Origin of the sequence: Pseudoalteromonas sp. TAB23 (assembly GCF_000498075.1) — a bacterium.
Taxonomy (GTDB): Bacteria; Pseudomonadota; Gammaproteobacteria; order Enterobacterales; family Alteromonadaceae; genus Pseudoalteromonas; species Pseudoalteromonas arctica.
Genome location: NZ_AUTP01000112.1, coordinates 1 through 19,308, shown reverse-complemented (window position 1 = coordinate 19,308; position 19,308 = coordinate 1). Strand labels below are relative to the sequence as shown.

General features: G+C 35.9%; 23 protein-coding genes and 1 pseudogene. 3 read left to right on the top strand and 21 right to left on the bottom strand.

Going from position 1 to position 19,308, the window contains the following annotated elements; all coding sequences use genetic code 11:
- Window positions 1–31 precede the first annotated feature (31 nt).
- The 17 genes from L654_RS0103110 to L654_RS0103010 form a co-directional block, all read right to left on the bottom strand.
- Window positions 32–1,200 (bottom strand): IS3 family transposase gene (locus L654_RS0103110; RefSeq protein ID WP_139016089.1). Its coding sequence is split into 2 segments (ribosomal slippage): window positions 32–924 and window positions 924–1,200, totalling 1,170 coding nucleotides; the frame shifts between segments, so codons are not numbered across the junction.
- An 82-nt stretch (window positions 1,201–1,282) separates the two neighbouring features.
- The gene (locus tag L654_RS1000000127205; RefSeq protein ID WP_024607241.1) at window positions 1,283–1,531 is read right to left on the bottom strand and encodes a DUF1272 domain-containing protein; all 249 of its coding nucleotides are present in this window, start codon (window positions 1,529–1,531) and stop codon (window positions 1,283–1,285) included.
- Window positions 1,525–1,887, bottom strand: a complete 363-nt coding sequence (locus tag L654_RS0103095) for a 2OG-Fe(II) oxygenase (protein WP_024607240.1) — start codon at window positions 1,885–1,887, stop codon at window positions 1,525–1,527. The genes L654_RS1000000127205 and L654_RS0103095 overlap by 7 nt, the downstream gene beginning before the upstream one ends.
- A gap of 348 nt (window positions 1,888–2,235) precedes the next feature.
- Window positions 2,236–3,423 carry a hypothetical protein gene (locus tag L654_RS0103090; RefSeq protein WP_024607239.1) on the bottom strand — a complete coding sequence of 396 codons (1,188 nt, stop codon included), beginning with the start codon at window positions 3,421–3,423 and terminating at the stop codon, window positions 2,236–2,238.
- A 309-nt stretch (window positions 3,424–3,732) separates the two neighbouring features.
- The gene (locus tag L654_RS0103080) at window positions 3,733–5,271 is read right to left on the bottom strand and encodes a glucan biosynthesis protein (RefSeq protein WP_024607238.1); all 1,539 of its coding nucleotides are present in this window, start codon (window positions 5,269–5,271) and stop codon (window positions 3,733–3,735) included.
- Window positions 5,272–5,773: 502 nt separating this feature from the next.
- The gene (locus L654_RS1000000127735) at window positions 5,774–6,070 is read right to left on the bottom strand and encodes a YcxB family protein (RefSeq protein WP_139016088.1); all 297 of its coding nucleotides are present in this window, start codon (window positions 6,068–6,070) and stop codon (window positions 5,774–5,776) included.
- A gap of 521 nt (window positions 6,071–6,591) precedes the next feature.
- Window positions 6,592–6,888 (bottom strand): hypothetical protein, encoded by a 297-nt coding sequence (locus L654_RS0103070; protein WP_024607236.1) that lies wholly within the window; start codon window positions 6,886–6,888, stop codon window positions 6,592–6,594.
- A 24-nt stretch (window positions 6,889–6,912) separates the two neighbouring features.
- The gene (locus L654_RS0103065) at window positions 6,913–7,200 is read right to left on the bottom strand and encodes a hypothetical protein (protein ID WP_024591959.1); all 288 of its coding nucleotides are present in this window, start codon (window positions 7,198–7,200) and stop codon (window positions 6,913–6,915) included.
- A gap of 122 nt (window positions 7,201–7,322) precedes the next feature.
- Window positions 7,323–7,811, bottom strand: a complete 489-nt coding sequence (locus L654_RS01000000125380) for a hypothetical protein (protein ID WP_225305700.1) — start codon at window positions 7,809–7,811, stop codon at window positions 7,323–7,325.
- Between the two features lie 109 nt (window positions 7,812–7,920).
- A complete protein-coding gene (locus tag L654_RS0103055; RefSeq protein WP_024591961.1) occupies window positions 7,921–8,268 on the bottom strand; it encodes a hypothetical protein in 348 nt (115 codons plus the stop codon).
- A gap of 285 nt (window positions 8,269–8,553) precedes the next feature.
- Window positions 8,554–9,138: a GNAT family protein gene (locus tag L654_RS0103050; RefSeq protein WP_024607235.1), complete on the bottom strand. Its 585-nt coding sequence runs from the start codon at window positions 9,136–9,138 to the stop codon at window positions 8,554–8,556.
- 1,349 nt (window positions 9,139–10,487) lie between these two features.
- Complete coding sequence (locus L654_RS0103035; RefSeq protein WP_024607233.1) at window positions 10,488–10,886, bottom strand: hypothetical protein; 399 nt, start codon at window positions 10,884–10,886, stop codon at window positions 10,488–10,490.
- A gap of 169 nt (window positions 10,887–11,055) precedes the next feature.
- The gene (locus L654_RS0103030) at window positions 11,056–11,460 is read right to left on the bottom strand and encodes a GNAT family N-acetyltransferase (RefSeq protein ID WP_024607232.1); all 405 of its coding nucleotides are present in this window, start codon (window positions 11,458–11,460) and stop codon (window positions 11,056–11,058) included.
- Window positions 11,461–11,527: 67 nt separating this feature from the next.
- A complete protein-coding gene (locus L654_RS0103025; protein ID WP_024607231.1) occupies window positions 11,528–11,911 on the bottom strand; it encodes a hypothetical protein in 384 nt (127 codons plus the stop codon).
- A gap of 99 nt (window positions 11,912–12,010) precedes the next feature.
- Window positions 12,011–12,688 carry a hypothetical protein gene (locus tag L654_RS0103020; RefSeq protein ID WP_024607230.1) on the bottom strand — a complete coding sequence of 226 codons (678 nt, stop codon included), beginning with the start codon at window positions 12,686–12,688 and terminating at the stop codon, window positions 12,011–12,013.
- Between the two features lie 516 nt (window positions 12,689–13,204).
- Complete coding sequence (locus L654_RS0103015) at window positions 13,205–13,456, bottom strand: Rho-binding antiterminator (RefSeq protein ID WP_024607229.1); 252 nt, start codon at window positions 13,454–13,456, stop codon at window positions 13,205–13,207.
- Between the two features lie 10 nt (window positions 13,457–13,466).
- Window positions 13,467–14,306, bottom strand: coding sequence for a DUF417 family protein (locus L654_RS0103010; protein WP_024607228.1), 840 nt, complete (start codon window positions 14,304–14,306; stop codon window positions 13,467–13,469).
- Between the two features lie 296 nt (window positions 14,307–14,602).
- Here L654_RS0103010 and L654_RS0103005 point away from each other — a divergent pair, with 296 nt between their 5' ends.
- The 3 genes from L654_RS0103005 (at window position 14,603) to L654_RS0102995 (ending at window position 16,764) form a co-directional block, all read left to right on the top strand.
- Entirely contained in the window at window positions 14,603–16,069 is a 1,467-nt protein-coding gene (locus L654_RS0103005) for a DASS family sodium-coupled anion symporter (RefSeq protein WP_024607227.1), read from the top strand.
- Between the two features lie 97 nt (window positions 16,070–16,166).
- A complete protein-coding gene (locus L654_RS1000000128510; protein WP_010553575.1) occupies window positions 16,167–16,295 on the top strand; it encodes a hypothetical protein in 129 nt (42 codons plus the stop codon).
- Window positions 16,296–16,419: 124 nt separating this feature from the next.
- On the top strand, window positions 16,420–16,764 hold the full coding sequence (locus L654_RS0102995) for a GNAT family N-acetyltransferase (protein ID WP_024591969.1): 345 nt from the start codon (window positions 16,420–16,422) through the stop codon (window positions 16,762–16,764).
- 2 nt (window positions 16,765–16,766) lie between these two features.
- Here L654_RS0102995 and L654_RS0102990 read toward each other — a convergent pair whose 3' ends face one another.
- The 4 genes and pseudogenes from L654_RS0102990 to L654_RS0102975 form a co-directional block, all read right to left on the bottom strand.
- On the bottom strand, window positions 16,767–17,402 hold the full coding sequence (locus tag L654_RS0102990) for a trimeric intracellular cation channel family protein (protein WP_004334621.1): 636 nt from the start codon (window positions 17,400–17,402) through the stop codon (window positions 16,767–16,769).
- Window positions 17,403–17,659: 257 nt separating this feature from the next.
- Complete coding sequence (locus L654_RS0102985; RefSeq protein WP_024607226.1) at window positions 17,660–17,899, bottom strand: hypothetical protein; 240 nt, start codon at window positions 17,897–17,899, stop codon at window positions 17,660–17,662.
- Window positions 17,900–18,166: 267 nt separating this feature from the next.
- Window positions 18,167–18,763, bottom strand: a complete 597-nt coding sequence (locus L654_RS0102980) for an RDD family protein (protein WP_024607225.1) — start codon at window positions 18,761–18,763, stop codon at window positions 18,167–18,169.
- A 136-nt stretch (window positions 18,764–18,899) separates the two neighbouring features.
- Window positions 18,900–19,308: pseudogene (locus L654_RS0102975) on the bottom strand (DUF5020 domain-containing protein); the annotation flags it as partial.

Below are 19,308 nucleotides of genomic sequence, written 5' to 3'. Positions count from 1 at the left end.
TGACGTGGTCAACTAAATTCAGTCACCCTAGTTAAGAAACCATATCTAATGTTTCGGTTCGTTCTTCAAAGTCATTTGGGCTTTGATAATTTAAGTACGAATGTAAGCGACGACTGTTGTACCACATGCAGATGTAATTCATTACATCCTGTTGAGCTTCATAACGCGTTGGGTAATTTTTCCAATGCACGCGCTCTTGCTTCAAACTACCGAAGAAGCTTTCTGCAACAGCATTATCCCAGCAACAACCTTTCTTACTCATGCTACCAATGAAGTCGTTTGACTTGAGCAATCTACGATATTGATGGCTTGCATATTGAACCCCTTGATCTGAATGGATAATCAACCCTGCTTTGGGTTGGCGTTGCCACATCGCCATAGTCAGTGCGTCACAGACAAGCTGCGCTTTCATTCGTGAGCCCATGCTCCAACCAACGACTTTACGCGAATATAAATCAATCACTACCGCCAGATATAACCAACCTTCTGCAGTCCAAACATAAGTGATATCTTGTACCCAAGCTTGATCAGCGGCTTCAACGTTGAAGTTTTGCTCAAGTACATTGGGATAAATAGGCTTGTTATGGTCACTATTCGTTGTTACTTTGTATTTCTTTTTATAACGCACCCAGACATTTGCCTCTTTCATTAACTGTGCTGTTTTGTGACGGCTCACCGGAAAACCGAGTGCATTTAAGACTTTCTGAATACGCCTTTCACCGTAAGTATTATCACTGAAGTGCGCTATGTCCTTGACCCAATCAATCATTTCTTGATGTGTTGGATCCTCTGATTTAGTTGAATATCGCTTTTGATAACTATAGTAATTGTTACTTTTTACACCCAGTATTCGGCACATTACCGCCACAGGCCAGGTCTTCTTGTATTGGGTTATGAACGAGTATTTCACTTCGTTTCTTTGGCAAAGAAGACCGTCGCTTTTTTTAATATTTCACGCTCCATTTCTAGGCGTTTCACTTGCGCTTTTAGCTCTCTGATCTCTTCTTGCTCAGGGGTCAAATTACCATTCCCTCTAAAAGCCTGCCCATCATCATTTTCAGCTTCTTTTATCCACCGACCAAGCATGTTGGGATTTACCCCTAAATTTCTAGAGGCTTCTGCTTGAGAGTAGTTTTGCTCAACAACTAATGCGATGGCATCAAGTTTAAATTCTTTGGAATACTTTTTACGTTTTGTCATTATCGATCTCCAGTTAAGTTGATTATCTCTTAACTGGGGTAGTCGAATCCATTAAACCACGTCATTATTATACTTTATGTTCTTATGTGTTTGGCGTACAACCACTTTCTTTTAATACCCGCTTAGTCGATGCTGGGTAATTTTTTAGTGCAGCCAAAGGGCGAATTTGCCGCTGAACCAAATTACCTGAGCAGTTTGGGCACACGTTATTTAACACCGTTTGAGCACAGCCAGAACAAAATGTGCATTCAAATGAACAAATAAAAGCCTCACTGGACTGTGCAGGTAGATTCTTATCACAACATTCACAATTAGGTCTTAAATCTAGCATTTAGAGCTCCTTTTTATCCACCCAATGCTGAGTAAATATCTATTACCTTTTATAACTTTTGATACCTGATGCTCACTTACATCAGGGCGGAATAGCTTAACCCGCTTTGTTTCAAATATCGGATTACTGCAAATAAACTCACCACCCAAATCTGCTTTTTTAAGCACTATATTCAATCGATAGTGTTTACCAGATTCAACTTTGTCTGTGTGTGGTGCTATTTCACTTCCTTGTGGGAATTTAAGCAAATATGTATCAAATTTAATTGGCCACGTAGCACCACAAATCAACATTTTATCGTAGCCTGATTTTTGTCGGCCTCGCTCCCAACAAAATAATTTACTCAAAAAAAACATACAATCCCTCAAAACAGCTAACAAACAGTAAGTTAACTCGTTTTTTTTATTTTTATTGATAAACAAACCATAGCCGAGTTCATATTTTGATTCAATCGTTTACTGTATTTTTACGTAAAATACAAAAAAGTGTTCGGTGTTGTTTTAATTAGTATTTTAGAAGGGAACACTGGTGTTTGAGTGACTTTATTGAGGAACTAAGGGCTTATCTTTCTTAATACATCGCATTTTGCAGTTTTTCTACATTATGAACAAGACAATACAGTTGCCGCAGCGTAAAGAAACAGCTAAACAGGACAGCCATTCTAACTTAATGAAAAAACTTAGGCTGGCGTCACTGTTAATTCATCAAAAATTGAACATGTTTTCGAGAGCCGCCTCTAAAGACATGGGCATATGACGTTTATTCATAATTCGGTTGTTAAGCTCTTCTTTAAGTGATTTAACCGTAGTGCAATACTCTAAACGTTTAGCAATTTCATCACATTCATTATTTAGCGCCGCTAAATGGTTTACAAAATTATCTTTAATTTGCGCTTTACTACGACCATTAAACTTACGCCACACAATTGTATATTGGTCATTACTTTCTTTTTGTTGGCGATGCTGTTCATTTAGCTCGATTATTTTATTTTGCAGTAACGGTATTAAGTTTGCTTTGGTTTCTTCATCAAAATCGACATCGTCGTCAAAATGGCTTATGTAAAGTTGTAATAAAGTAAAACCGTCTTTCTCTTTTCGAGCTTGTACTAACTGTTGCATTAGTTCGTGTTTTTCTGCTTTTTTTGCAAGATCAGATTCTTTATCTGGATGCAACTTAGATGCTAAACGTTTATACATTTTGTTTAGCTGCGAGCCTTTAAATAACTTTTCTAATTTTGAGTTGTTTTTTTGTTGTTTAATTTCATCGCGATCAAATCGTTCGTGTTGGTCAAAAAAGTCATCCCAATCTTCATCTTGTTCATAGTGCATATTATCTGCACTAAACGCTTCATCATCTTTCTCCTCACCAAAACCTTGCTCGTCAAGGTGCTTATAAAGCAATGAAGGATCAGCTGTTATTTCTCTCAGTTCGTCATCTGTTAATTCTAAACCGAGGAAATCTTGCTGTAACATATTACGTAATATATTTAACTCTGAAGAAGGGATTGTACTAACCTTATCTTGGTTATACTTATTTAGGTAAGATTGAAAAACTTGAGACACTTCCTCAACATTCAACTCGCCAATGAATGGATGTTCTGACAAATAATCTAAATCTTCATTTATCCAATCCACAAGTTCATTACGCTGTTCAATAGTTAAACTTTTACGTTGGATAAACTTACTAAAATGAATAATTTGTTCTGCAATCATTTGAGCTTGAAGTTGCTCATGATGCTCTACTTGTTCTTGAAATTGAGAAAACAGGGTCTGCTTTTTAATATCAAAGTTTGCGTTACGCTTAGTATGTTTTTCAATTCGCTGCCATAAACGCTCTAATTCAGAAGGCGTTTTAGTCGCCGCTTGTTGCTTTACATTTTTTAAAAATGTCATATTAAGTTCCACTAAAATTTGTATCCATTACTTTTTATGCACGTAATTTGTATGCTTTAATTATAAATTTAATTAAAGCATACATAAAGCCAAGCATTAAAAAAGTAACTAAACAATTATTTAATGCTTTAGGTCAATAAAAAGAATAAGGATAAAAAGCGCCTGAGTTCATTTAAGAACAATATGCTAAACAGTTACTTTAACTAATATTTACTCGTAACGTTCGATTAAGTAAATATTATGGTGGCTATAATTGCCTAGCAAATCAAAATATAGCCACCCGTTTTACTTTAATGCCTATTTAAAGGCTTATTTAATCGTTACCTTTGCATCACTTACCCATGTCTCAGTTATAGCTTCATCATTTTTATCAACTAAATACGCGCGTATGTTCACCGGATTGTTGTTAGCTTGTTTGTAGTCAAACGCTAATCGCCATTGGTTTGTACCAACTACCGGATAAACTCCAATAGGTTCTAGTATTTCACCATTGCTGGCTTCAACAATCGGCTTTATACCACTTTTGTTATCTAAGCCTTTAAATACTGGACCTTCAAAATCAATCACCATCTTGTTAACGCCTTCAGGAATAGGCTGGCCGGGAATTCCGCCTAAGCCTTGGCGAGTATTTACAACGCTTGCAAGCGTTTTTGATTTTGGATCGAGTGGACGCCATTCAATATCATAAGAAAAGGTAAACTCATCACCTTTGCGCGCCTCTTTTTCAGGCACCCAATAGGCAACAATATTGTCAAACGTCTCGTCTTTTGTAGGAATTTCGATTAACTGAACTGCGCCTTTGCCCCAATCGTCAGTAGGTTTTATCCACGCTGATGAACGCTTATTATAAAATACGCCATCGTCTTGGTAGTTATTAAAGTCACGGTCTCTTTGGATTAAGCCAAACCCTTTTGGGTTCTCATCAATAAAACTATTGGTCGACACCGACTGAGGATTATTTAATGGGCGCCAAACGTATTGACCCGATCCTGTGTGAATCGCCAGGCCATCGCTATCGTGAATTTCTGGGCGCCAATCTTTAGCTTCTGTTTTATCTTTTTGTGAGTACCAATACATACTGGTTAACGGGGCTACGCCTAAGCGTTCAACATCGGCGCGCATATACAAATTTGCCGTTACAGAGGTAATATGGCCTTTGGCTTCTTTGTTATCTTTGCTTAAACCAAATCGATAAGCACCAGTGATAGAAGGCCCTTCAAGCAATGCCCAAACAGACACACTTTCACCTTTTTTCTCTGCGGGGCCAATCCAAAATGCAGAAAAGCGCGGAAATTCTTCTGGTTGATTCATGCCCGTATTAATTGCAATACCTCGAGCCGACAGTCCATATTGCCCCTCTGGCCCGTCGGTACGAAAATAAGACGCGCCTAAAAAAGATATCCAATCTGGTTTCATATCTGGGCGCATTATTCTAAAGCCTGCAAATCCAAACCCTTCTGGGAGATCGTGAGCTGGGCTGTCATCAGGCATATCAAAAACATCATTACTAAAAGGTACATTTTGAACCTGATTTTTATCGTCTCTGATGTAAATACTTACTGGCTCAGGAAAATATCGCCCAGGGTAAAATAATTGTACAGGTGCCTTTTTTCCACTTGGGTATAAGGTTTCATCTTCTTTAAAGCGTATTTTCCAATGTTCGTCATACGTAATTTTATCGATTAACTCCGGCGCTGGCACCTTAGTTGGCGTATAGGGCTTTTCGGCTGAGGCTTTTGCCAGCGCTTTTAAGTCTTCGAATGAAAACTCCGTTTTATCTACTGCTTTTGTCGCGTAAGACGACATCGAAGTGCTAAAAATAATTGCGATAAATAACTTTAATTTCATAAAAAGAATGTCCAATAAATTGAGTCAAATAAAAATGGGAACGCTGCACGAACGTATGTTTAACTTAAAGTTCTGTATAGATATTACGTGACGTAATATGAACTAGCGTTTACTAAAGTATTGTTATTTGACTACAGGACCTCCCATAATTAATTTGTTTTTACGGGAATTGGTTTTAAGGGAAATTGCGCGCGTTTAATGATATCGCTGAAGTGAAAATAAACGGAGATTGCGCTGTTTATTGGACGAAGCCGTCAAGAGGTATGGATATATTTAGGTTTTAGTTGCCCACTATTCCAAGGCAAATATTTGTAGAGTGGCTGGTTTTTCTATTCGTTGTAGTTACATAGTTGATTTGGGCTAAAGCGTATTATAAGCAGTAAAAAGTGAAGGGTAAGCCTATATAGAACTCTGGTATTTAAATCGATAAGGATTACATTTAGGTGTTGAAAAACAAAGAGGCTCACCACTTTTAAAATTTGCAATTAATAGCTAAATTTGACTAGTCGTCCACCTCAGGGCGTGCTGTTACGTGTTTGTTCATCGTAGCTAAAAGATCTTCTTTACATTTATCAGGTTTCAACGACTCAGGGTTGAAAATTATGGCAAGTACTTTATCAACATATACATAGATTGAACCATTAACTTCTTCGATATGCTCTACAACATCCCAGTCATAAAAGTTATAACCATATTGGTGGATTTCTTTTATACCATCAGCGCTTATTTCAAACTCTTTAGGACCAATCATTATTCCATTTTCATTTGGTGTAAAACATTGTGCAATTTTCACTTCCATAAATTTACTGAGAGCGACGTAAATAAAAAATAAAATGGATAATGTGAAAACAGAAAAGAACAACTTATTTTCTATTCCGCCAGACTGAAACTGAAAGAAGGACATAAAACTAAAAGTTAGCACCAACCAAAGACACACATTTTTAAGCATGGGTATCCATGTATAGGATTTCAACACCTTAGATGCTGTGTGAGCGTAAAAAGCGTCATAGTCGGCTTTAGATGTTTTAATTTTAAGATTCAAAAGATTCTCCATAATCTGAGATACGTATAATTAGCCTGTAGATTAACTCGTTTTTTATTTTTTATTGATAAACAAACCATAGCTGAGTTCCTATCAACTTAAAATCAATTTACCCATGCATTTATTGACCGTAATATTCCGCTTTTTATTTTAAAGAGAATCAGGCTTAATAAAGCCAAGTTGTTTACCATTCTATAATTGATAATTTCCGTAACGGTTAGAATAAGGTCACCCTAACTGCCCTTCATCATTAGTCATTTAAAACGCCTTTAACTGTATTATTTTTTAAGACGTTTTTTAATGACCTTTTGCTCGCAATAAAGCCCGATAAAACCACCAACAGCAATTGAAGCCACAACCAAAAACCAATATAAAGGGCTGTTAGATGCCTGAATACCCGAAATATAAAGGTATAAGTTGAACGGGATAATAAAAAATAAGCTACCTAATACTTTAATTAATTCCCTAAAAAGCTCTGTATCAGACTTTGCTTTGTCGATATGAGAGTTAATAGTTTCATTTGATATCTCATTTAGCTCTGGGTATGTATTTTGTAACCAATTTAAATAATTCAATTATGCATCCTTGTATTTTTATATCTAGTGCTGCCTTAAATAGGCAAAATATATTTGTAAAAATAAGTATTGTGGCAGCAAAGCGAACTGCTTTTTGTTCTTGGTTAATTTATTGCTAACTTCATACTTAGCTTTACCTTGATTTGCACGTAAACCTGCAAAATAGGTTATCGCAGCTATAGGTAAGCAAATAAAACCGTATGCTTTAAAGCTTTCTAAAAAACCACTTTTCTCGCTTATAATGCCACCAAATAAAACCCCAAGAATGGTAGGCAATAAAATAGCTGCAGCTGCGTATATAAATTTTTTCATTCTTAAATCCTTTTATGATTAGTAATTTTGTTTGTAATGATGTCCACCAAGAGCAAAATGTATTTTTATCTTATTTTAATTATTCTTATTGGCTACTGGTTAAATAGCCTTCCGCATTTTATTTAATAACTCGTAGCATGCTTTATACAACAGTATTTCCATGTCTTCGTTATGATACAAAGGACCCCAACGAAAAAACCTCTTAAGCCAAATTTTTTAGCAATAAATTGACGCCACGTAACAGATTTAGAAACGCTGAACGTTTTAATCGTCTTGTTGTGTTTAATGTTATACAAGCGCGACACTAATTTAACTTTTGGTCGCCAAAATAGCGGAATAACAGCTGTATCAAAATCTATAGTGAATGCATCACCACCATGCAAAGTAACTATAACAACATCTAAACCAATATCTGATTTTTTAGGCTCTTTAATAGACGAAATACTGTGAAGACAAAAAATATCTTCAAGCTTCTTGTGCATATGATCTTGTAGGGAATCGCCCGTTATATAAAAAAACGACTCTATTTTAGAAAAATGGCTGTTATTAGCCACAGCTAACGACCCTAAATAAACATTGGGTTTTTCAGAGCTAAACCAATCGAATAGCAAATTCAAATTCCTTTTTTACTTATGCCCAATAAATAGGCCGTAAGGTTGTTATCTAAGGTTAGGGTGAAAAAGCAAAAACCAGCTGTTTTTGCTCTGCTTTACGATTTGTTTATTTACGCTCAACTATTTTACGACGTAATTGAATACCAAGTAATGTCCCTAATAAAACAGCAATAACATGCAGCAAAGCCGAAACCAAATATACTAAAGCCTCCATTGATATCTCTAACAAAATGTATAGTAAGGCACCGACACTTAGATTAATAAACCAATAAACCGCCGAAACTAAAAAGGCTTGTTTATAGGGACCCACTGTTTGCTTATAGCCTAAGTAACAATACACGATTAAAGGGGTTACAAATCCGAGGACGTAATAAGTAAAAGCTAATGAGGTACTTTGAGTCATCTCATCAAAGCCAACAATCTTTGTTGCTATTGTTGATAAAGCAACTAGCAATAAATACAACCCTACTGAAAAGAGTATAATCCTAGAGTATTTCACGATAATCCTTTAGTAATACAACGAGGCTGTAGAATAGCTCTAACAGCCAGATTCAATTAATTAGTTTCTTTAATCTTAACGAGCCTGTAGATTAACTCGTTTTTTATTTTTTTGATAAACAAACCATAGCTGAGTTCCTATTTTGGTTCAATCGTTACTGTATTTCACGTGGAATATAAAAAGAGGAATAGGTGTTGTTTTAATTGACGTTTTGGAAGGTATTACTGGAAATTTAGTGTGCTAACTGTTTGTTATTATCCTAACTTGGCGTATTTCAGAGTACTCGGACTGAATTAACCCAAAGCATTTAAGATCGTGAAACTGATTTTTCCAGTAACCACTTTGACGCCTTATACCTTCCTCTTTGAACCCAACTTTTAAAAGGAGTGACTCAGATGCAGAGTTTCCAAGAACAGTATCGCCTTGAATACGATTAAGTTTACCGCAAGATAAGTCACCTGAAAATGCGGCTTTAACTATTCGATGAACTGCTTCAGTGGAAAAACCCTTACCCCAATATTTAGGCAGTAAATCATATCCAATAACAGCGTTTTTCATTTTAGGACTCCAAGTATTAAAGCCGCAAGTACCTATAAGTTGATTTGTTTCTTTTAGCCGAATAGCCCAACGAATACCTGAGTTTTCTTTAAAACGAGCGTTAAAAAACTCAATTAAATGGCTGGCTTGTGACAGTTCAGTAAACGCCTCTAAATCATAATATTCTACAACTGAATTGTCCGAGAACAACTCAAACAAACTATTTGAATCTTCTTTTGATAATTGATCTAACCTTAAGCGATTTGTCTCTAAAGTTGGAAATGACAACCTAAATCCTCCGTGAAATATAACAAGCCTGTAGATTAACTCGTTTTTTAATTTTTTATTGATAAACAAACCATAGCTGAGTTCCTATTTTGGTTCAATCGGTTACTTCACTTCACGTGGAATATAATAAGAGGACTAGGTGTTGTTTTAATTGATGTTTTGGAGGGTATTACTGGATAATTTAGTGTGAGTGTCTTTTTACTCTTTCTTTCATTCCAGCTCAGCTTTTTGCGTGATTTATTTTTATAAAACCCACTTAAAAATCTGATTTAATTGGTAATTTCCACAACAGAAAGGGTGATGTCATCATAACTGTTCATTGTAGCTATTTTGATTTTGTAACCATTATAGAGATAATCGCTCGAAAGTTTAGAACGTAAAATACACCAACTAAAAAAACAGATGAAACCATAAAAAATGCTTTAGCATACTCAAGTGACCATGAAAATAAAAAGTACAAAATTGCAGTGCTAAACACCATCCCTAATACATTGTATAAAGGATAAATAAGTAAATATTGTAATAATGATGCTGATTTCATATTCATGGCTTATAACTAGCTTGTAGATTAACTCGTTTTTTATTTGTTTTTATTGATAAACAAACCATAGCTGAGTTCCTATTTTGGTTCAATCTTTTACTGTATTTCACGTGGAATATAAAAAGAGTTAGCTGTTGTTTTAATTGGCGTTTTGGAAGCTATTACGGAAAAGTTTAGTGTGGTTTGGCTTTTTACTCTTTCTTTCATTGTAGTTCAGCTTTTTGCGTGACGCACCGTCACAAATAAAACCTAAGCAACTGATATAAATTATTATTTATGTAAAGTTAGAATGAATTTCATCCTAACTCTTTAGCTTTTATTTAACTCTATTTTTGAAACGAAAAATACAATACCAGCAACAAGACCTACTATAGAAAATAAAAACAATTGTAAAAAGCTATATCCATAACCTATTAACGTAATTGAACCATTTTCGACCAATACCTTACCATTAATAATTGAGCTATCTAAACCTGAAGGGAAAACAAAAAAAAGAAACTAAGCAAGTAGATATAACTGAAGATTTGAGCACTGTATTTAGCGAATAATCACAACTTTTAGTGATAAATTTATAAATGGGAAATGCTGTTACTGGAACCAAAATTAGAACAACTATTAACGTACAAATAAATATACCAAAAGGAATAATAGTAAATTTCATTTCAATTGCCATTGGCGCTAAAAATGCAACAACTAAAGAGGCTAAAATAAAGCTAAATATTGTTCTCAACTCGAAACCTTCTTAGAAAGCTAACGCCTGCCATAACCGATTTGTGGCGCTCTTGTACTAATCCGGTTAATGGTTTTGTTATATAGCGTCACCGTCAAGTCCAAATTTTTTCTTGTTTAAAACTAGCACTGCCAGCACAGTTACTCCTAGCACTGTACCAACAGGGAACATGAAGAGTAACAATGTTGAATATATTATTAGTACCCAAAAAAGCCACTCAGTTCGATAGTTTAAGCCCACAACGGAAAATGTTAAAAAGCAAAGTGCAACTAAAAATAAGATGAACCCTGTTACTGTAGACAAAGCTGTTGATGACATTTCTTCTTGTGATATTTTAGGTTCATTATTTCCAAACAGCGTTATCTCTTGAAATGAAGAGGACATAATTAAATACGAATCAACAATTCCCCAAAGTGGTGCCCAGAAAAGCAATAATCCCAAAACTGCGACGTATTTCCCTATAGTTTCCTTGTTCATCATCTCTCCTCACGTAGTTACATAACGAGCCTGTAGATTAACTCGTTTTTTATTTGTTTTTATTGATAAATAAACCATAGCTGAGTTCCTATTTTGGTTCAATCGATTACTGTATTTTTACGCAGAATATAAAAAGAGTTTGGTGTTGTTATATGCCGCTTTAAACTAACTATAAAGTAACTTCCATTTTAAAGTAAGAAACATCAGCCTTATAAAAACGTTCCCCGTATGGCTGCATGCCGAAACGCTGATAGAAACTTAAAGCTGATTCTCTAGCATCACACCAAAAAAAATTTACAACCGTATTATTAAGAGAGTGAAGAATAAACTTTAGCATTTGAGAGCCAATGCCTTGCCCTTGATAATCAGTTTTAGTAGCAAACTTACGTAGGCGAGCTTTATCTGATTTTATGTATACGGAGGCAACACAAACAAGCTCGTCATTAACAAAGGCACCAAAATGCATTGCGTCATGATCGCCATCAACATGGCAATATTCAGGAGGCTTGTTTGGCCAAAGAACACTTTGTCGAAGCGGGATTGTTTGCTCCCAGGAAATAGTGCGAATTTCCATATGATTTTGCAGAGCCTCCATAGGCTTATAACGAGCCTGTAGATTACCTCGTTTGTTATTTGTTTTGTTAGGATACGCGTACTACCACTGGCTCTTTGTGTGTAATGACATGAATAAAGTCCATACCTGTCATTACTGAATAATGCTTGAGACCCCAATTTGGCCTAGTATCCATGACTAAAGTTTTATGACCAACATAGTCCAATAGCGAAGACTGAGAATAAACACCCACGATTCCAGAGTCTCTATACTTGTGATAATCGTTGAAATGATCACATTCATCGTAAAGTGCAAAATACTGAACATCATTAAATGAAATCAAATAATCAACAACTTTATCTTCATCAATCTTTGTTGATAGTGTTAGCGTCAGTAGCTGTTCTCTATAGCTAAGATTATCCATATACCAATTCTGGTAACTTTTAGCGATGTCATCGATGCTACTAATCATGAAAGTATCCTAACACCGCAATATGCGGACTAAAATGGTTAGTTATACTTAGTGGGCACAAACAAAAGCCAACTGTTTTTGTTCCGTTTAATTGCATAGTTAGAGCTCAGCTACCGAGTAACATTCATTGTGATCATACTCTATTACATTTTGAATAAATTTAAACGCTTCAAAAAAACTAGGATCATAATAAGACACTGAATTGATCTGTGAGTCAAAATGTGTTTTATTTCTGCGAGACTTTAGGCTTTCAAGCCCCCTTTTGATGGTATCGCTAGGATTAAGAAGTTTTAGGTATTTATCTGATGTTAATAGTGATGCGTTGAGTGAATTCGGTCTAAAAACTGTCCCTACCGTAACTTCACTAATATTAATCAGCTTCCTTTTTTGTTTATTTCCCAAGCTCTTCGTTTTACTTTTATCTTTATCTATAACATGAACAACAAAACCGCTTCTTAGCAAGCAGGAATTAATATATTGTTCAAACGCTGCAAACATTATTAAGTCATCAGCAAATCCGTTATAGCATTTAGACCTTTTCACTCCGACCTCAAACAACTTTAATGAATTCTCTTCGAATGTTCCTACCCCATTGTTCAGTTCTTTATCTTGCTTTCTAAATTCTGAATCTAGGTTTTCCATCTCTAAAACCTTTCCATATATGTTCGCTTTTTTCAGCAACCTGTATGCATTGTTCAATGCAATTAATCCTGCGGATTTAAGAACACTTTCATCTTGACTAATATACGCTTTATGAATTTCTTCGTGATTAGGCAAAGTTACCTCCTAAAACAATACTACGTGAGCTATGACAACTTATCGAACACCACTTTGAGAGTTATACCCCCCAAAACGGCGTTTATTACATTGTTTAATAATTCCACTAACTAACTTTAATGTAAACAAGTAATTAGGCATGTAATAAAAAGGTCTTTGTTATTTTTCACCAAAACGGTGTTTAATAATGCTATTGGACAAAACAAAAATAGAGCTTTATTTATGTAGCTACCTTTACAACCATAAATAACATACGTACGAATACCAAACGCTACACAAAAGCTTATTGAGGCTTACTTATACTGGTTTAGCATTGTTATACGCTTTAATAGTTGGCGTTTAGCCTTATCTGGTGGAAAAACTCGATTATAAAACAGAGGAAAAAGTAATAGGAAAATTTTGGCTTTATGTATTTAGCGCGTAATTAGCTAAAGCATTGGTGAGATAAGCGAGCCTTAACATATTAATGATACAGGCTCGCTGGGGTGTTTATAATAAAACGAATGAGTGAGGTGCTTACTTTATATCAAATTTCACGTGGTCAAAGTATGGGTTTTTCTCACGCGCTTTAAGTATACTAATTGTAGTGAGCACAATGAGTTGCAACTCGCTATTTACGCTAACAACTATGCATTCGTCTCTATTAGCACTGCGTTTTGTGTCAGTTGCTACGCCACATACACCATCACCATTTTTTAATATAAGCTCAATGCTTAAATGGTGCATACAGGCAATTTCGATGTAGTCGTATTGGTTGCAACTGATCATAACGTCCTCTTTATTTAGTCGGTTTAAAAATCATTAAAAAAGCAATAACAACAAGGTTGGCTATATACCAAAGATCTTTAATTACAAACTGCCCTAAGCGCTCCAATAAAGTGGAAGAACTAAATGCATCGGTTGCGGTAATTAAGAATGTTTGGGTCATCATAAATACGCTTAAACATGCTAAGCCACTTACAATAATTAGCTTTTTATTATTTAAAAATAGCCCTAATCCCAATAACACAGCAAATAATACATCAAACCCGCCAATCACGTTAGATGCACCTTGTACGCTAAATACCGTGTATAACCATGACATAAACGGTGAGGTTTCTACTAAACTTACAATGCCTTTTGCTTCAAACTCATAAAACTTCATGCCGCCAATCCACAATAAAACCATGGCAACCGGTATAAAGTTTAAAAGTACGTGTTGTTTGTCGGTAAGTTTGTCTTTATAAAATAAAAACAAATACAAAGGCACTACAGCAAAGTATTTAATTATGCCCTGCCCACTACCAATGATTGGAAAGCCGCCAAGTTGAGCCATCCAACGGTTACTGGCAAACAAGGTAAGTAATGCTACTAAACTTATAATTGCTGCAAGTAAAAGTGCTGGCGTAGGTTTCATTAGCTTAAGGTGAGCGAGCACGGTGGCAAACGCTAAGGCAATCATAAATGAGCCACTAATTAAACCTAACGCAGATACAGACATTATCGAATCAAGGCCGTAAAAGCTAAATGTAGCCGTTAACGTATTAGGGTTTGCTCCTAACGCAAACGACAAGCCAAGTAACAAAAAGCTACTCGCTAATAAAAAAGTAATCACGTTGTTGGTTAATTTTAAGTTCATTGTATCTCCAAGTATTCGTTAAGACTTACAAAGACCTTGCTAGTCGATAAAACAATTCAAGCTAACTCTTAAAAATATAAGAGTTGATTAAGCACAACGTAAGCTCTCATAGGGTAATGTAATCAATCACTTTAGTTTATAGTTTATTACCTCTTTATTAATAAAATTAAATAAGTCTAATATTCATCGTTATCCATATGATGTGCGTCATTTTTTTTATTATAAAATGAAGTAGAATAACGTTGCCTTTTCAATACACAGAATGCATGCATTTCTAAAACTTAGGGACATTTTTAATGAAGGGTACTGATATTCGAGTTACCTCTGGACTGATTTCTATAGCCATTGTTTTACTACTTTGGTTTGCTGTACCGCCCCCGCAAGGTGTTACCGAAAACGCATGGCATTTGCTCGCTTTATTTATTGGTACTGTAGTTGCCATTATTGGTAAAGCAATGCCTATCGGCGCCATTGCTATTTTAGCTATTACTTCTGTTGCGTTAACCGGCGTAACTAATGACAGCCCATCTGGCGCTATTAAAGATGCATTAAGTGGCTTTTCTAATTCATTAATTTGGTTGATTGGTATTGCGATTATTATTTCTCGGGGTTTAGCTAAAACTGGTTTGGGAAATCGTATTGGCTATAATTTTATTTCTCTTTTTGGTAAAAAAACAATTGGTATTGGTTACGCACTCGCACTTTCTGAACTTGTTATAGCGCCTGTAACGCCAAGTAATACCGCGCGAGGCGGCGCTATTATTCACCCAATTATGAAGTCGATAGCAACAAGCTTTGGCTCGTCCCCTGAGGAAGGCACATCTCGTAAAATTGGGCACTACCTTGCTTTAGTGAGCTACCATATAAACCCTATTACATCAGCTATGTTTATTACGGCGACTGCGCCAAACCCTCTAATTGTAAAGCTGATTGCTGATGCTACCGGTGCAAATATTAGTATTACATGGGGTACGTGGGCGCTCGCAGCGCTTGTTCCTGGTTTGCTATGTATTGCCCTTGTGCCTTTGGTTGTTTATGCCATTTACCCACCTGAAGTTAAAAGTACACCCGACGCTAAAACCTACGCAGAATCTAAATTAACTGAAATGGGCCCAATGAGTTACGGCGAAAAAATAATGGTGGGAGTTTTTGCCATGCTGCTTATTTTATGGGCCGGCGTACCCGCAATGATTTTAGGGGCTGACTACGCAGTTAACACAACCGCAGTGGCTTTTTTGGGTCTGTCGGTTTTATTAGTGACTGGTGTATTAAGTTGGGACGATGTACTTAAAGAAAAGTCTGCGTGGGATACCGTTGTTTGGTTTTCAGCATTAGTAATGATGGCCACTTTTTTAAATAAACTAGGTTTGGTAACGTGGTTTTCAACACTTGTTGAGAGCAATATTGCGCAACTGGGCTTTGACTGGATTGTATCGGCCATTATATTGGTAGCTGTGTATTTTTACGCTCATTACTTTTTTGCCAGTACCACAGCACATATTACTGCTATGTTTGCCGCATTTTACGCCGCAGGTTTGGCGCTTGGCGCTCCGCCTTTATTTTTAGGTTTACTGTTAGCTGGCGCTTCATCACTCATGATGTCGTTAACGCATTACGCAACAGGCACATCACCCATAGTGTTTGGCTCAGGCTATGTATCATTAAAAGACTGGTGGGTAATGGGCCTTATAATGAGCGTTATTAATTTAAGTGTATGGGGAATTATTGGCGGGCTTTGGTGGAAAGCACTTGGGTATTGGTAGTATTGCCTTTGTTAGCTTGGCTTGCACATTTAATACTGCGCACTTGTTTTGGTTAGTTCTACAAATATAAACATTAAGGCTGTTGCAAGGGAGCACTATGGTTTTTAAATTCATAAAGGCAGCATATTCAGACAGAGACTACTTATTAAGCCTCAGAAAACTGACTATGGTTGAACACTTAGAAAATGCCGGGTTATTTTTAATACCAATTCGCTTAATTAAGTGATCTATTTTGAGGCTGGAAAAACGTGTTGATAGCTAGGCAAAAAATTCGCTATTTAGTTGTTCTAAATGAGCATTTTTTAACGCAGGTAGCGACACGTTTAGCCCCGCAAAATGCTTAAGTATTATTGCGGATTGGTATAACTGAGCAACAGCATGTTTTAAGGCTTGATGACCAATATGACTGCTCCCATCTTATAGTTATAAATGAGGTACCAATTGGTACTTTAAAATACCAAACGCACGCTCAATACGTTGAAATAATGCAATTACAAATACATCCACTGCATCAAAATAAAGGGTATGGGAAAGCGGTTATTGAACAAGTTATTACAAGTGCGCAGTCAAAACCGATTAAACTCACAGTGCTTAAAAACAACCCAGCATTAGAACTTTATAAGCGGCTGGGTTTTACTATAACGGATGAGAATAATTACGAGTACCACATGCAAACGCGGGCTACTCGTAGCTAAAATTAGTCGCTTTGATCTCTGAAGTCTTTTTTTCTGAAAATGGTTAAATGCCAACCCCAATGCAAAGAGCCTAATCTTAAAAAAATAGTCGTGAAAAATGACCCTAAAATACACCAAATGTAATCTACATTAAGGCTAAATAAAGCGGCATAAACTGCACCACCCGCTAAACACGCAGAGGCGTAAGGTTCGCTGCGCATCACAGTTGGCACCTCACGGCAAATTACGTCGCGTATTAAACCACCAAATATACCTGTAGTAATGCCCATGGTAATTGCGACCACCATGCCAGAGCCATTAATGAGTGCTTTTTCTATCCCCATAATATTAAATAACGCCATACCAACAGCGTCTACTAATAAAAAGTAGTAATTATTAACGCGCGGTAAATATCGAATAAATGCAATTGTTGCTATAACGGCCCCATAGGTTGAATATAAATACTCCGGGGTAGCAATCCAAAATACCGGTTTGTTTAAAAGTATATCTCTGAGGGTACCGCCCCCTAATGCTGTAACGGTTGCCACCACTACTACGCCAAAGCCACTAATGTTTTTTTCATACCCAAGCAATGCCCCTGCAACAGCAAAAAATGCGACACCGAGTAACCCTAGTACCATAAAGTATTCAGCAGTCATGGTAATTCCTTTTTAAAGTTTATTAGGAGTTGTATCAACTTACGTGCCAAAAAAGTGAGTAAACACAAATGAATTTATAATTTAAGTGATTGAAATTTATAAACTTATTTCGTGTTTTAAAATGCATTAGCTATGTGATATTTAGAGAAGGCTTAACAAGAGTAATTATTTTAATTATGGGTAGTTTTTACACGTTAAAGCACAGAGAGGTTTTGTTACAGAGTTGCAGTCGAGCACTTTCAAATCTTAAGCAAAAATTAAATGAGCAATAAAGCTATTACCAATATCACAAAAATAATAGGCAATATTGTATGTTGCCAGTTTTGCTCTTTATTTTGATTATAGAGTGTTTGCATTGAGCTTTTATCATTATCGGTAAAACTATGCTGGCACTGCTTACAGCTTTGGGCTTTTATGCTCACCCAGGTACCACATTTAATACATGCGTAACGCCTTGACAGTTTATCAAACTCGTTTGTTTTTATAAACATTCTCATGTATCACCTCATTGATTTTCGCTGCGGTAAGAAAACCAATGAATAATATATATGTTGAATAACAAATTAAAGAAGCCGCTAGTGCTAAAATTAGCTGTGTGTTGTATTTCATAATCATCCTTAGTTACTAGTCAAAAAAAATCGGTAAGGTTTTTTTAATTATATTAACAATTTAGTGAAATACGCCATTTTGTAACTTTTGCTAATCAAACTTAAATCCGGGTCATTTTTTTTGCCTAGGCAAAGCTGCCATAATTAATATCCTGATTAATCTACATAACTCACTTTTGTTCCCGCTAAATGATCATGTAAACATCGTTTATCTTTTCCAAATATAAATAATGGATTAACAAAACCAGCTATAAACTGACCTACCGAAGGGACAAGTGATAATAGTTGCATAGAAAGCATGCGTTTAAAGTAAATTGTAGTAAAGCTTGCTTGTGTACCGTCTAAATTTTCAATACGGATAGACATTAAAGATTTACCAATTGTTTGTCCGCGTTGGTACATAAGGTAACCATGAAGCACTAACGTGCTTAATATGCCATAACCTAGCAAACCTGCAGATAAAGTAAGTGTTGGTTGGCTTAAATTATCAAACCCTACGAGCATGAATACAGGTATAAAACAAACAACACCTAAAACGCCATCAACAATAGCAGCCACTAGCCTATCTGAGCGCGTTGCTTTTTCTCCTGCTACTTTTGATACAATATTTTCAGATGGGCTCTGTGTTTCTCGCGTTTTAATTAAGTCGTCTATTTCTTTTGCTCGATCTGGGTAGGCTTCGCGATCTATAGCTCTCGCTGATGAGTAAAGCTCATCTAAAGTGTAGGTAGAAAAATCTATTTCAGAGTCCATGAAAAAATCCATATAGCGTTATTAAAAAGTAATCTAACACAACTAATTTAAGCTATTCAATTATTTAAGATTATCAAATAAAAAAGCTACTAAAAAGTAGCCTTTAATTATTAATTAAATACCATTCAATTTGCTGTTAAAAATGCCATTTAACTAGCAAGTTTGGATTATGTTCGGTTTGACCATCTACACCAAATTTATTTTTCCAATAAACATACTCAATACCAACATCAAGACGAGTGGTATCGAAGCCGAGCATAGGTGCAATATTGTATTTAATCTGTGAGGTAAAGTTAAAGCCGCCTTCACTTTTACCAAACATTGTGTCGGTGCTATCTACAATATCTAAAAAGCCATCGTATCTAAAGTTACCTTTGTTATAGCCCCACGTGACTGTTATTTGGTTATTATCTTCACGTTGAATGCCTATATCATCTTGAAAACGACGATAATAAGCCACATTAAAATATTGAAAGCCAGGTACATCAAGTGATACACCGCCCCCTAATAAATAGTTATTTTGATTCGTATCTCCCGAGCCATAC